The organism is Janthinobacterium sp. BCJ23, assembly GCF_059617945.1.
In genome coordinates, this window is record NZ_JCAQAW010000003.1 from 97,867 (window position 1) to 110,499 (window position 12,633).

Consider the following 12,633-nt stretch of genomic DNA (forward strand, 5'->3'; position numbering starts at 1 on the left):
GGTTGCCCGGCAGACGCTGGGCTATGAGGCAAGGAATTCAACATGGGTATTGTCTTTGAAAGAGCAAACAGTTAGTTGGTAATATTACCAGTAAGTCCAGTGTCCACCGGAAACAATCCAGAGGCCCAGCACGCCATTCGTCACGCCATGGGCGAGGATGGGCGACCATAGCGATTGGCTGCGCATGTACAGCAAGCTATAGGCGGCGCCCGCAACGATACCCGCCAGCCACAAATTGTGTTCGAAGCCAAACAGTACCACGGTGACAACAAAGGCCTTCGCACTCGCCAGGCGCGGGTTGAACCGCAGAAAGTCAGGGGCATCGATCCAGCGCAACAGGAAGGAGCGCCAGAACAGCTCTTCCATCACAGGCACCACGAGCGCCGCGCCGGCGATGCGCAGCACCACCAGCGTCCACTCGATGCGGCCGTCATCGCGGGGATCGAAGCCGTCGGCGCTGCCGATCGTCATCCAGCCTGCGTCCAGGTTGATCCACAGCAGAAAAACAACAATGCCGGTCGCCAGCGCCACGGCGAGCGCGCGCGCACCCAATGGCACCCAGGCCAGTTCCGTATAGCTGCGGCGCCAGTACAACAGCATACCCAGCACGACGCCGATCTTGACGGCATACAGCCAGCGCAAATCGTGCGCGGCATAGCCCGCCCGGCCCAGCATGTCGGCGATAAAGATAAAGGAGAGGTAGGCCAGGAACGGCGCTACGCGGGGCAAGGCGGCGCGGTCAAACATGCTGATGCGCACCGGAGGTGGAACCACGCGCCGGACGCAGTGGTCCGGAGCACGTGTTTTTGATAACAAACATGCATCCTCCGATGTAAAAAATATAATTATATAATTATATCAAGCGGAACCGTTGCCGTGGCAAGTAATCCTAACTTAAATTACAACAGAGGATGCAAGAAACTAATCAGGCATTGCTGCGCGCCTCGATCTGCTCCCACTTTTCCAACGCTTCCAGCAGCTCACCTTCGATCTCGGCCACGCGCGCGTTCAGGCGCTTGCCTTCGGCCGGCGTCTTCTTGTAGAAGTCCGGATGCGACAGTTCGGCGGCCAGCACCGATTGCTCGTCTTCCAGCTTGGCGATCAGTTTCGGCAACTCTTCCAGCTCGCGCTGTTCCTTGTAGCTGAGCTTTTTCTGCTTGGCGGCCGGCGCGGCGGCTTCGACCTTCACGGCCGGCTTGCTGGCGGGCGCCGTGGCGATCGGCAAGGTGCGCACGCGCTCCCAATCCGTGTAGCCACCGACGAATTCGCGCCATTTGCCCTCGCCTTCGGCGACGATCACTTGCGTGACAACGTTGTCGAGGAAGGTACGGTCATGGCTGACGAGGAAGACGGTGCCGGTGTATTCTTCCAGCAACTCTTCCAGCAATTCCAGGGTATCGATATCCAAGTCATTGGTCGGCTCATCGAGCACCAGCACGTTGGCCGGCTTGGCGAACAGACGGGCCAGCAGCAAGCGGTTGCGCTCGCCACCAGACAGCGACTTGACGGGCGAGCGGGCACGTTCCGGCGCGAACAGGAAGTCGTTCAGATACGTCATCACGTGGCGGCGCTGGCCATTGATCTCGACCCAGTCGCTGCCTGGCGCGATGGTTTCCATCAGGTTCGCCTCTTCGTTCAGCTGCGTGCGCATCTGGTCGAAATACGCGACCTGCAGCTTGGTACCCAGGCGGATGGTGCCCGTGTCCGACTCTTCCTGACCCAGGATCATCTTCAGCAAGGTGGTCTTGCCGGCGCCGTTGGCGCCGATCAGGCCGACCTTGTCGCCACGCAGGATGGTGGCGCTGAAATCCTTGACGATGACCTTGTCGCCATAGATCTTCGAGACGTTTTCCAGGTCCGCCACGATCTTGCCCGAGCGTTCGCCGGCCGATACGTCCAGTTTCACTTGCCCCTGCTGTTCGCGGCGCGCATTGCGCGTCAGGCGCAGCGCTTCCAGGCGGCGCACGCGGCCTTCGTCGCGCACGCGGCGGGCCTTGACGCCCTTGCGTATCCACACTTCTTCCTGCGCCAGGAACTTGTCGAACTTGGCGTTTTCCACTTCCTCGATTTCCAGCTGCTCCGCCTTGCGGGTCTGGTAAGCCGTGAAGTTGCCCGGATACGACAGCAAACGGCCGCGGTCGAGTTCGATGATGCGCGTGGCGACGTTGTCGAGGAAGGAGCGGTCATGGGTAATGAACAGCACGCTGCCCTTGAAGTCGCGCAACAAGCCTTCCAGCCACAGGATGGAGCTGAAGTCCAGATGGTTGGTCGGCTCATCGAGCAGCAGCACGTCGGGCGCCGACACCAGTGCACGCGCCAGGGCCACGCGCTTTTGCATCCCGCCGGACAGGGTTTTCATCAGCATATCGCCCGTCAGGTTCAAACGGTCGAGCACAGTTTCCACCTTGTTCGGCAAGCTCCACGCATCGGCCGCATCGAGTTTGACCTGGATGTCGTGCATGCGTTCCATCAGTTCGTCGTCATTGCCCTGGCCAAACTGACCGGTCAACGCATCGTACTCCTTCAGCCACGCCTGCGATTCACCCATGCCGGAAGCGACGGCGTCGAACACGGACATCTCCGGGTCGAATTGCGGTTCCTGCTCCACATACGCGATCTTGATGCCTTGCTGCATCACCAACAAGCCGTCATCGAGCTTGAACTTGCCCGAAATAACCTTCAATAGCGACGATTTACCCGTGCCGTTGCGGCCGATCAAGCCGACCCGTTCCGAGGTTTCCAGTGAAAATTCCGCGTGATCGAGCAGCGCGACGTGACCGAACGCAAGTTGCGCCGATGAAAGAGAAATGACAGCCATAATGAGTAAGAGTGCTCGGGCGCCGTCTCGCGCACACCGCGTGGTGTGCAAAACAGTCGCCGATTGGATGAATGAAGCACGCATTGTACCGATAACTCGGACTTCAATCGCCATCGACCAGTAACTACCGCCTGGAATATCACAGGCTGCCGACGCGCGTTGCGTGGAAACGTGGTGTCGCCAGCAGGAATCGAACCTGCATTTAAGTCTTAGGAGGACCTTGTACTATCCATTGTACGATGGCGACACGCGCAGCGGCATTATACAGGCAAGCGCCTGCCATTGACAGCGCGGCAAGCGGGCGGTGCCACTTCACACAACGCGTGACGTGGCCCTGCCGCGCTGGCGCATCAGCAATACAAACAATCCTGCCAGGATCAGCCCATAGGTGGCCGGTTCCGGTACGGCGCTGATGGAAAATACCTGGATGGCGCCGAAGGTCACATCATTGCTATGCCAGATGGAACCGTCGAGCAGGCTGACGCCGGTCGATGGCTGGCCCAGATAATTATAGGTATAGAGGAAGGAACTGCCTCCATGCGTGAGGTCCTGCGGCACATACAAATCATGCCCATAGCCAAAAGTAGGTCCGTAGTTGGCCTGATTGTAGGTCTGGTCCTTGCCGATACCGTCGCCGTTGAAATACTGCTTCAATTGCGGCAGCATGAAGTCTGACGTCAAATTAAACAGAAAGGCGGTACGCTGGCTGTCGTCCATGGTGACATGCGTGCCATCGGTGGAGCTCCAGCTTTGCGGATTATAGCCGCCCACCAGCCACGTCTTGCCCGATGAATTCGTGGCCTCCATGACGGAAAAAGTGCGCCCCTTGCCATCGGACGCCTTGTGAAAGTCGAGCGACGTGTCGCCTGCCGACTTGGTATAGATCGCATCGAGCTTCAAGTGCCCTTCGCCCAGCCAGGTTTCCAGCTGTCCCTGATAGGTAGGAGACAGCAGCGAAGGCCCAGAGGCGGCCTGCGCACTCAAGCAGAAACCCGCGCCAGCCACCGCCAGCAGGAAGGCACTTGCCGTTCTGAATTTGTTTTGCATCTGCTACCTCGACTGTCAGTATTTGGAACCGGTGTATTTTCCGGTTGCTAAATATAACATAACAGATAATGTTTTTATATTCCTTATTTTATCGCAAAAAGTGCAATATTAACAAAAAAGAATTCAACCAGGCAACACCGCCGTCACCTCGATCTCAACTCTCGCTCTGTCCTCGATCAGTCCCGCCACCTGCACCGCCGTCATGGCCGGGAAATGCTTGCCGATGATTTCCCTGTAGGCAACACCAATTTGTGGATATGCCGCCACATATTCCTTCTTGTCCAGCACATACCAGTTCATGCGCACGATGTGTTCGGGCAAGGCGCCCGCCTCGGCCAGCACGGCGACGATATTTTGCAAGGCCTGGCGCACCTGCCCCGCAAAATCGTCCGTATGAAACTGCCCCTGCGCATCCCACCCTATCATGCCGCTGACGTACACCGTGCGCCCGCTGGCGGCGATGCCGTTCGCATAGCCACGCGGCCTGGCCCAGCCCGCTGGTTGTAACACTTGCATATTGTTTTCCTCGTTGTTCATGCGGTTCATGCTGCTCATGCGTTCCCCGCCTCGCGCAGCAGTTCGCGCGCGATAATCAATTGCTGTACTTCGCTGGCGCCCTCGTAGATGCGCAAAGCGCGAATTTCGCGGTACAGGCGCTCGACCGGATGACCACTCACCACGCCCATGCCGCCGAACAGCTGCACGGCCGCATCGATCACCTGCTGCGCCGTTTCCGTGGCCGTCAGCTTGGCCATCGCCGCTTCCTTCGTCACCTTGCGGCCCTGGTCGCGCTGCCAGGCGGCGCGGTAGGTGAGCAAGGCGGCAGAGTCGATGCCGGTGGCCATCTGCGCCAGTTTTGCCTGCGTCAGCTGGAAGTCCGCCAGGGTCTGGCCGAACATCTGGCGCGCCGTCGCGTGGCGCAGCGCTTCGTCGAACGCGCGCCGCGCAAAGCCCAGGGCGGCAGCGGCCACCGACGTGCGGAACACATCGAGTGTCGCCATCGCCACCTTGAAGCCCTGCCCCGCTTCGCCCAGGCGCTGCGACGCGGGCACGCGACAATTGGCAAAGCGCAGGCGCGCCAGCGGATGCGGCGCGATCACGGCGATGCGTTCGGCGATTTCCAGGCCGGGATTGTCGGCGTCGACGATGAAGGCGCTGATGCCGCGCGCACCGGGCGCCTCGCCCGTGCGGGCAAACACCACGTAAAAGTCGGCGATGCCGCCGTTCGAGATCCACGTCTTTTCGCCATCGAGCACGTAGTCGTCGCCGTCGCGGCGCGCCGCGCACGCCATGGCCGCCACGTCGGAGCCGGCCTGCGGCTCGGACAGGGCAAAGGCCGCGATGCGCTTGCCGCTGGCTACGTCCGGCAAATAGCGCGCCTTGTTGTCCAGGCTGCCGAACAGGCCGATGGCGCCCGAACCGAGTCCCTGCATGGCAAAGGCGAAATCGGCCAGGCCGTCGTGGCGCGCCAGGGTTTCGCGGATCAGGCAAATGGCACGCGTATCGATCTTGCCATCGGCGCTTGTGGCATGCGCGAGCCAGCCTCCCTGCCCCAGTTGCGCCACCAGCACGCGGCAAGCCGCATCGACATCGGCATCATGGGCGTCGTCTAGGTGCTGCGTCGCCCACGCATCGAGCTCGGACTCAAGCTTTGCATGATGCGCCTCGAAAAATGGCCAGTCCAGATAGCTCATGTCACGCATGTCAGTTACCCTCGAATTGTGGTTTTTCCTTCGCCACGAAAGCGTGATAGGCGCGGTGGAAATCGTTGGTGGCCATGCAAATGGCCTGCGCCTGCGCTTCCGCCTCGATCGCTTCATCGACGCCCATGTTCCACTCCTGCTGCAGCATTTTTTTCGTCATGCCGTGCGCGAACGTGGGGCCGCTGGCCAGGCCGGCGGCGAACAGCTGCGCGGCCTCTGCCAATTCTTCCGGCTCGACGAGGCGGTTGAGCCAGCCCCAGCGCTCGGCCTCGGCGCCGGCCAGGGAGCGTCCCGTGTACAGCAGCTCGGCGGCGCGGCCCTGGCCAATCACGCGCGGCAGCAAGGCGCAGGCGCCCATGTCGCAGCCGGCCAGGCCCACGCGGGTAAACAAGAAGGCCGTCTTGCTGCGCGCCGTGCCGATGCGGATATCGGAAGCCAGCGCCAGCATGGCGCCGGCGCCCGCGCATATGCCGTCGATGGCGGCGATGATGGGCTGCGGACAGGCGCGCATGGCTTTCACCACGTCGCCCGTCATGCGGGTAAACGCCAGCAGGCCGGGCATGTCGAGTTTTGTCAGCGGGCCGATGATGTCGTGCACGTCGCCGCCCGAACAGAAATTGTCGCCGCTACCCGTGATCACGACGGCCTTGACGTCGTCCGCATGCGCGAGCGCGCGAAACAGCTCGCGCAATTCCGCATACGAGTCAAAAGTGAGCGGATTCTTGCGCTCAGGGCGGTGCAGGGTCAGTGTGGCAACGCCTGCGTCGACGGCAAACAGAAAATGCCGCGCCGCGTAATGTGCCAGGCTGGCACGGTTGCCTGGCAGGTCTTGCGGCTGGCCGGGGAGGTGGCGCATGGTCAGTCCTTTATTGAGGTGTCATTCAGTTGCTGCTTCATGTGCGACAGCAGGTCGATCAACTGGGTTTTGTCGTCGGGCGTCACGCCGTGCAGCAGTTCGGCGATCCAGCCTTCGTGCACGCGCGCCATCTCGTCGAAGGCGCGCCGGCCCGCTGGCGTCAGCTTGACGCTGTACGAGCGGCGGTCCTTCGGATCGACCACGCGCACCACGAGTTTTTCCTGCTCCAGCTGGTCGGTGATGCCCGTGATATTGCCGCCCGTGACCATCATGCGCTTGGACAGTTCGCCCATGCGCAAACCATCGGGAAAGCGCTCGAGCTGCGCCATCAAGTCGAAGCGGGGCAAGGTGATGCCGAAGGTGGCGCGCAAGCGCGTGCGCACCTCGTTTTCAATCTTGACCGTACACGAGAGCATACGCAGCCACAATTTCAGCGACTGGTGGTGGTCCTGCGTCAGCCGGCTGGCCAGGTCCAGCACGGGTTCGTCGTGCAAATTTTCGGGTTCTTTATCCATGGTCTTCATTCAGTTACATGACTTCGCCGCCGGCGACGGCGATCGATTGTCCATTCATGGCGGACGACGCGGGCAGGCATAGCCACGCCACCGCATCGGCCACTTCCTGCGGCTGCACCAGCCGCTGCTGCGGATTGCCAGCCGCCAGTTCCGCGCGCGCCGCCTCTTCGCCGCGCCCCGTCTTGCGCACGATGTTCTGCACGGCCTGCGCCACCATGTCCGTTTCCGTGTAGCCGGGGCAGACAGCGTTGACGGTGACGCCGCGCGGCGCCACTTCCAGCGCCAGTGCGCGCGTCAGGCCGATCACGCCATGCTTGGCCGCGACATAGGCGCTGACATAGCGATAGCCTTTCAAGCCCGCCGTCGACGCCACGTTGACGATGCGCCCCCAGCCCGCTTCCAGCATGGCCGGCATGGCCGCCTGGCAGCAGTGGTACACACCCGTCAGGTTCACGGCCAGCATCTGCTGCCAGATGGCGGCGTCCGTCTTGCCGAAAGGCGCCGCATGCGCCTGGCCCGCGTTATTGACCAGAATATCGACGCGGCCGAAATGCGCGGCCGCCTGCGCAAACCCTGCCTGCACGGACGCTTCCACGGCCACGTCGAGCACGCAGATGGCCACCCTGCCCGCGTGGCCCGCCTCTTCCAGCTGCATGCGCGCGCGCGCCAGCCGCGCGCCATCGCGCCCGGCCAGGGTAACCCTGGCGCCCGCGTCCAGCAAGGCGCCCGCGCAAGCGAGGCCAATGCCGCTGCCGGCGCCCGTCACCAGCGCATGTTTGTCGGCCAATGCGCCATCCAGTTGATCCTTGCTCATGTCATCCTTCCAGCAGCCGCGCGGCCACCTGTTGCGGGGTGAGGCCCGTATTGGCGGCGGCCAACTGGCGTTCGCGCTGCAGATTGCGTTCCAGCTGCTGCTGGCCAGGCCGGTACTGTTTTGGCCACGCAGCACCGGCGCCGCTGTAGCCGATGCGCGCCATTTCCGTCAAGGTCCAGGCCGGGTTGGCCAGATGCGGGCGGCCCACGGCGCACAGGTCGGCGCGCCCGGCGGCGATGATGCTGTTGGCGTGGTCGGCTTCGAAGATTGAGCCGACGGCCATGCTGGCGATGCCCGCCTCGTTGCGCACGCGGTCGGCGAACGGCGCCTGGAACATGCGCCCGTACACGGGTTGTTCGAGTTTGCTGACCTGGCCCGAGGAACAGTCAATCAGATCGGCGCCGGCCTGCTTGAACAGGCGCGCGATGACGACTGCATCGTCGGGCGTGATGCCGCCTTCGACCCAGTCGTGGGCCGAGATGCGCACGCTCATTGGTTTATCCTGCGGCCAGGCGGCGCGCATGGCGCGGAACACGCGCAGCGGATAACGGCAGCGGTTTTCCAGACTGCCGCCATATTCGTCCGTGCGGCGGTTCGTCAGCGGCGAGATAAAACTCGACAGCAGATAGCCGTGCGCGCAATGCAGTTCCAGCCAGTCGAAACCGGCGACGGCCGCGGCCAGGGTGGCGCGCACGAAGTCCTGCTCGATGCGCGCCAGGTCGCTTTCCGTGGCCGCGCGCGCCACCTGCGACACACCGGCCAGGTATTGCTGTTCCGAGGCCGAGATCAAGGGCCAGTTGCCCTCGCTGAGCGGCAGGTCGATGCCGTCCCACATGGGCCGCGTCGAGCCTTTCGCGCCCGCGTGGCCCAGTTGCAGGGCGATCTTCGCATCGCTGTTCGCATGCACGAAATCGACGATGCGGCGCCACGCCTGCGTGTGCGCTTCGCTGTACATGCCGGGACAGGCGGGCGTGATGCGCGCATCGGCCGACACGCACGTCATCTCGGCAAACACGAGGCCCGCACCGCCCATGGCGCGCGCGCCCAGGTGCATCAAATGGTAGTCGCCCGCCACGCCATCGACGGCGCTGTACTGCGCCATCGGCGAGACGGCGATGCGGTTTTTCAGCAGCACGCCGCGCAGCCGGAAGGGCGTGAGCATGGGCGGCAAGGCTTCGGCCCCCATCTCCACGCCGGCCTGCTCGCCCGCGCGCCGCGCCAGCCACTGTTCATAATCGGCCACATACGCGGGGTCGCGCAGGCGCAGGTTTTCATGCGAAATGCGCTGGCTGCGCGTGAGCATGGAATAGGCGAACTGCGGCGCTTCCATGGCGCTGTAACGCTCGACGTTTTCAAACCACTCCATGGAATTGCGCGCCGCGCTCTGGATTTTCAGCACTTCGATGGCGCGCAGCTGCTGGTAGGCGGCTAGCGCAGTGTCGCTATCCCCATGCTGGCCGAAGCAGCGCGCCAGCTCGATCGCGTCTTCCAGCGCCAGCTTGGTGCCGGAGCCGATCGAATAATGGGCCGTGTGGGCAGCGTCGCCCATCAGCACGACGGGTACGCCATCCTGCCGGTGCACCCATTGCCGGCAGACGATGCGCGGGAAGGTGATCCACTGCGCCGAGCCGCGCAAGTGCGGCGAATTGCTCAGCAAACCCTGGCCGTCGAGTTCCTCGGCAAACAGGGCTTCGCAAAAGGCGATGCCTGCTTCCTGGCTCATGCTGTCCAAGCCCGCGGCGCGCCACACGTGTTCGGGCGTCTCGACGATGAAGGTGGAAGTGTCGCCATCGTATTGATAGATATGCGCCTGGAACCAGCCGTGCGGCGTCTGGCGGAAGGCAAACGTGAACGCCTCGAATTTCTTGCGCGTGCCCAGCCAGATAAAGCGGCAATGGCGCTGGTCGATCTCGGGCTGGTAGCTGGCCGCATAGCGCATGCGGATGCGGCTGTTCAAGCCATCGCTGGCGATCACCAGGTCGGCGCCGTACTGCTTCGCGATGGCCTGATCGTCCTGCACTTCCGTCTCGAACACCAGCTGTACGCCAAGCTCCTCGCAGCGCGCCTGCAGGATGTTGAGCAGGCGCTTGCGGCCGATGCCGCAAAAGCCATGGCCGCCGGAACGCACGGTCTGGCCCTTGAAGTGGATTTCGATATCGTCCCAATGGTTGAACGCCTGCAGGATGGCGCGCGCAGTCGGCTCGTCCGCGTTGGCCAGGTTGCCCAGAGTCTGGTCGGAAAACACGACGCCCCAGCCAAACGTGTCGTACGGGCGGTTGCGCTCGATGACGGTGATGCGGTGATCGGGGTTCTGCTTTTTCATGAGCAGACTGAAATACAGGCCGGCGGGGCCGCCGCCGATGCAGACAATATTCATGGGGTGTCCGTGCGAAGTTTGAAGCGCTGCAGCTTGCCCGTTTCCGTGCGCGGCAGCGAAGGCAGGAAGCGGATGGTGCGCGGATATTTATACGGGGCGATCTGCTGGCGCACGAAGTCCTGCAGTTCGGCCGCCAGCGCAGCGCTGGCCTGGCTGTCGTCTTTCAGCACCACGTGCGCCTCGACGATCTGGCCACGCTCGGCATCGGCGCGCCCGACCACGCCGCATTCGGCCACGGCAGGGTGGCGCAGCAGCGCCTCTTCCACTTCCGGGCCGGCGATGTTGTAGCCGGCCGAGACGATCATGTCGTCGCTGCGCGAGCGGTAATAAAAATAGCCGTCCGCATCCATCTCGAAGGTGTCGCCCGTCAGATTCCAGCCGTTCTGCACGTAATCGCGCTGGCGCGGGTCGGACAGATAGCGGCAACCGGTGGGGCCTTTCACGGCCAGGCGGCCCGTCACGCCGGGCGGCTGCGGCACGCCCGCATCGTCGACGATGCATGCCTGGTAGCCGGGAATGGCCTTGCCGATGGCGCCGCGGCGGATGCCCTCGCCCGTGGCGGAAATGAAGATGTGCAGCATCTCGGTCGCGCCGATGCCGTCCGTCATGGCCAGCCCGGTCGCCGCCTGCCAAGCGTCGCGCGTGGCCAGCGGCAGCGCTTCGCCGGCCGACACGGACAAGCGCAGGCTGCGCAAGTCGTGGCTGGCTGCCAGGGGTGCCATCTGGCGGTAAAAGGTGGGCGCCGTGAAGCAGATCGTGGCTTGATAGGCGCCGATGGCGCGCAGCAGGCCGTCGGGCGTGAGTTTTTCCAGCAGCACGGTGGCCGCGCCAAAGCGCAGGGGGAACAGCAGCAAGCCACCGAGGCCGAAGGTGAACGCCAGCGGCGGCGTGCCGATGAAGATATCGCCGGCGCGCACCTGCAGCATGGAGCGGGGAAAACAGTCGCAGATGGCCAGCAGGTCGCGGTGCATGTGCATGGTGCCTTTGGGGACGCCCGTCGTGCCCGAGGTAAAGCTGATCAGACAGACGTCTTCGGCCGCCGTGTCGCATGCGGAAAATGGCGCAGCGTGGGCCGCCATGCGCCGTTCCAGTTCCGCGTCGGCGGCGCCAAAGCACAGCATGGGCGGCAAGCAGGGCACGCCATCGAGTTCCGCGCGCAAGCTCTGCGCGCACAGCACGGCATTCACTTCAGCTTTGGACAGGATGATGGACAGTTCGCGTGCGCGCAGCAGCGGCATGGTGGGCACGGCGATGCAGCCGGCTTTCAGCACGGCGAGCAGGCAGGCGGCCATCATGGGCGTATTCGCGCCGCGCAGCAGCACGCGGTTGCCGGGGATCAGGCGTAAATCGCTGCGCAGCACGTGGGCGATGCGGTCGACTTGCCGCGCCAGCTCGGCGTAGCTCCAGCGCTGGCCGTCGGCAAGGATGGCGGTACGCTCGCCGCCGTTGACCACGGCCGCATCGAGCAGCGCGGCGACGCAATTGAGGCGCGCCGGATACTGGAGCTCGGGCAAATCAAGGCACAGCTGCGGCCAGAGTGCGCGCGGCGGCAAATGCGTGCGCGCAAAGTCGTCCTGGGGAGATGCTGTGGTAGGCGAAGGGTCGCTGCTCATGCTCATCCTGGCGGGTAGCGGGCGCGTGCACAAGGCCCGGAAGCAGATACTTTAAACCTAAAGTATTTTTCCGGCAAGCGAAAAACAGCAGATTCAGTCGTCTCTGTCCTGTTGCTGCAGCAAACGCGCCTGCTGTGCCACGCTGCGCGCCAGCGCGGCCAGGGCCGTTTGCATCTGGCCGCCGTCAAGCACCGCCGATTGCAGCAGCGCGCTCATGCCCGCTTCCGCGCCATGCAGCCCCAGGGTGCGGCAACCAAGGTGCAGCCGTTCCAGCTGCTGGCGCGCCTGGGCCGGTTCGCCGCGTGCCAGCAAGGCGTCGACCTGTTCGCTGGCGGCGCCGATCTGCCCCTGAAAGCCCGTCAAGTAGGCCAGCAGGCGTTCGCTGTCGATGCCCAGCCGCTGCAAGGTGTCGCGCGGCGCCTCGGCCGGCAAGGCGGAAACGTCGAAGCAGGCGTCGATATGCTGGCGCACCTGCTCCGGCTGGAAGGGCTTGACGATGTAGCCGGCGGCGCCGGCCTGCACGGCGTCGCGTACCGTGTCCTGGTCATTGGCCGACGAGACGAGCACCAGCGGCATGGCGTCGAGCGCGCTGTCGGAGCGGATTTTCTGCAGCAGCTCCATGCCGGACAGGCGCGGCATGCGCAAGTCGCAGAAGCACAGCGAGGGACGCAAGCCGCCTTCGAGCTGCTCCCACGCCGCCGCGCCATCTTCGGCTTCCACGATATCGTGAACGCCGCAGCTGTCGATCAGATGCATCAATACCATGCGCGACACGACATCATCGTCAACCACCAGTACTTTCATTGCTTTCTCCATTGGCGGCAACGTCAAGGTGCCTGGCCGTATTCTACCCAGTTTCGCCGCGCGCCCGATGGCCGGCATTGCCTATT

At 63.6% G+C, this 12,633-nt stretch carries 11 protein-coding genes and 1 tRNA gene; all 12 read right to left on the reverse strand.

The features are described 5' to 3' along the window. Window positions 1-84: 84 nt before the first annotated feature. On the reverse strand, window positions 85-774 hold the full coding sequence (locus AC54AG_RS12030) for a CAAX prenyl protease-related protein (protein WP_496630448.1): 690 nt from the start codon (window positions 772-774) through the stop codon (window positions 85-87). Window positions 775-925: 151 nt separating this feature from the next. Beyond that, the gene (locus tag AC54AG_RS12035) at window positions 926-2,818 is read right to left on the reverse strand and encodes an ATP-binding cassette domain-containing protein (RefSeq protein ID WP_034751693.1); all 1,893 of its coding nucleotides are present in this window, start codon (window positions 2,816-2,818) and stop codon (window positions 926-928) included. A gap of 172 nt (window positions 2,819-2,990) precedes the next feature. Then, window positions 2,991-3,065, reverse strand: a tRNA-Arg gene (locus tag AC54AG_RS12040). A 65-nt stretch (window positions 3,066-3,130) separates the two neighbouring features. Continuing rightward, window positions 3,131-3,865: a PEP_CTERM-anchored TLD domain-containing protein gene (locus AC54AG_RS12045; protein ID WP_331777396.1), complete on the reverse strand. Its 735-nt coding sequence runs from the start codon at window positions 3,863-3,865 to the stop codon at window positions 3,131-3,133. A gap of 123 nt (window positions 3,866-3,988) precedes the next feature. Continuing rightward, window positions 3,989-4,381, reverse strand: coding sequence for a RidA family protein (locus tag AC54AG_RS12050; RefSeq protein ID WP_070303994.1), 393 nt, complete (start codon window positions 4,379-4,381; stop codon window positions 3,989-3,991). A gap of 35 nt (window positions 4,382-4,416) precedes the next feature. Continuing rightward, window positions 4,417-5,568, reverse strand: a complete 1,152-nt coding sequence (locus AC54AG_RS12055) for an acyl-CoA dehydrogenase family protein (protein ID WP_072454470.1) — start codon at window positions 5,566-5,568, stop codon at window positions 4,417-4,419. A gap of 1 nt (window position 5,569) precedes the next feature. After that, window positions 5,570-6,424 (reverse strand): enoyl-CoA hydratase family protein, encoded by an 855-nt coding sequence (locus AC54AG_RS12060; RefSeq protein ID WP_072454469.1) that lies wholly within the window; start codon window positions 6,422-6,424, stop codon window positions 5,570-5,572. 2 nt (window positions 6,425-6,426) lie between these two features. Further along, window positions 6,427-6,939, reverse strand: a complete 513-nt coding sequence (locus AC54AG_RS12065; RefSeq protein ID WP_034751704.1) for a MarR family winged helix-turn-helix transcriptional regulator — start codon at window positions 6,937-6,939, stop codon at window positions 6,427-6,429. A 13-nt stretch (window positions 6,940-6,952) separates the two neighbouring features. Then, the gene (locus AC54AG_RS12070) at window positions 6,953-7,753 is read right to left on the reverse strand and encodes an SDR family NAD(P)-dependent oxidoreductase (RefSeq protein WP_456131744.1); all 801 of its coding nucleotides are present in this window, start codon (window positions 7,751-7,753) and stop codon (window positions 6,953-6,955) included. 1 nt (window position 7,754) lies between these two features. Continuing rightward, complete coding sequence (locus AC54AG_RS12075) at window positions 7,755-10,130, reverse strand: bifunctional salicylyl-CoA 5-hydroxylase/oxidoreductase (protein ID WP_496630449.1); 2,376 nt, start codon at window positions 10,128-10,130, stop codon at window positions 7,755-7,757. Beyond that, entirely contained in the window at window positions 10,127-11,743 is a 1,617-nt protein-coding gene (locus AC54AG_RS12080; protein ID WP_496630451.1) for an AMP-binding protein, read from the reverse strand. Before AC54AG_RS12080 ends, AC54AG_RS12075 begins: the two co-directional genes overlap by 4 nt. A gap of 93 nt (window positions 11,744-11,836) precedes the next feature. Continuing rightward, entirely contained in the window at window positions 11,837-12,547 is a 711-nt protein-coding gene (locus AC54AG_RS12085; protein WP_072454465.1) for a response regulator, read from the reverse strand. Window positions 12,548-12,633: the final 86 nt, after the last annotated feature.

Coding starts and splice junctions, on each gene's coding strand:
- AC54AG_RS12035 (WP_034751693.1), bottom strand. CDS start 2,818: ATGGCTGTCATTTCTCTTTCATCGGCGCAACTTGCGTTCGGTCACGTC.
- AC54AG_RS12045 (WP_331777396.1), bottom strand. CDS start 3,865: ATGCAAAACAAATTCAGAACGGCAAGTGCCTTCCTGCTGGCGGTGGCT.
- AC54AG_RS12050 (WP_070303994.1), bottom strand. CDS start 4,381: ATGCAAGTGTTACAACCAGCGGGCTGGGCCAGGCCGCGTGGCTATGCG.
- AC54AG_RS12055 (WP_072454470.1), bottom strand. CDS start 5,568: ATGCGTGACATGAGCTATCTGGACTGGCCATTTTTCGAGGCGCATCAT.
- AC54AG_RS12060 (WP_072454469.1), bottom strand. CDS start 6,424: ATGCGCCACCTCCCCGGCCAGCCGCAAGACCTGCCAGGCAACCGTGCC.
- AC54AG_RS12065 (WP_034751704.1), bottom strand. CDS start 6,939: ATGGATAAAGAACCCGAAAATTTGCACGACGAACCCGTGCTGGACCTG.
- AC54AG_RS12070 (WP_456131744.1), bottom strand. CDS start 7,753: ATGAGCAAGGATCAACTGGATGGCGCATTGGCCGACAAACATGCGCTG.
- AC54AG_RS12075 (WP_496630449.1), bottom strand. CDS start 10,130: ATGAATATTGTCTGCATCGGCGGCGGCCCCGCCGGCCTGTATTTCAGT.
- AC54AG_RS12080 (WP_496630451.1), bottom strand. CDS start 11,743: ATGAGCAGCGACCCTTCGCCTACCACAGCATCTCCCCAGGACGACTTT.
- AC54AG_RS12085 (WP_072454465.1), bottom strand. CDS start 12,547: ATGAAAGTACTGGTGGTTGACGATGATGTCGTGTCGCGCATGGTATTG.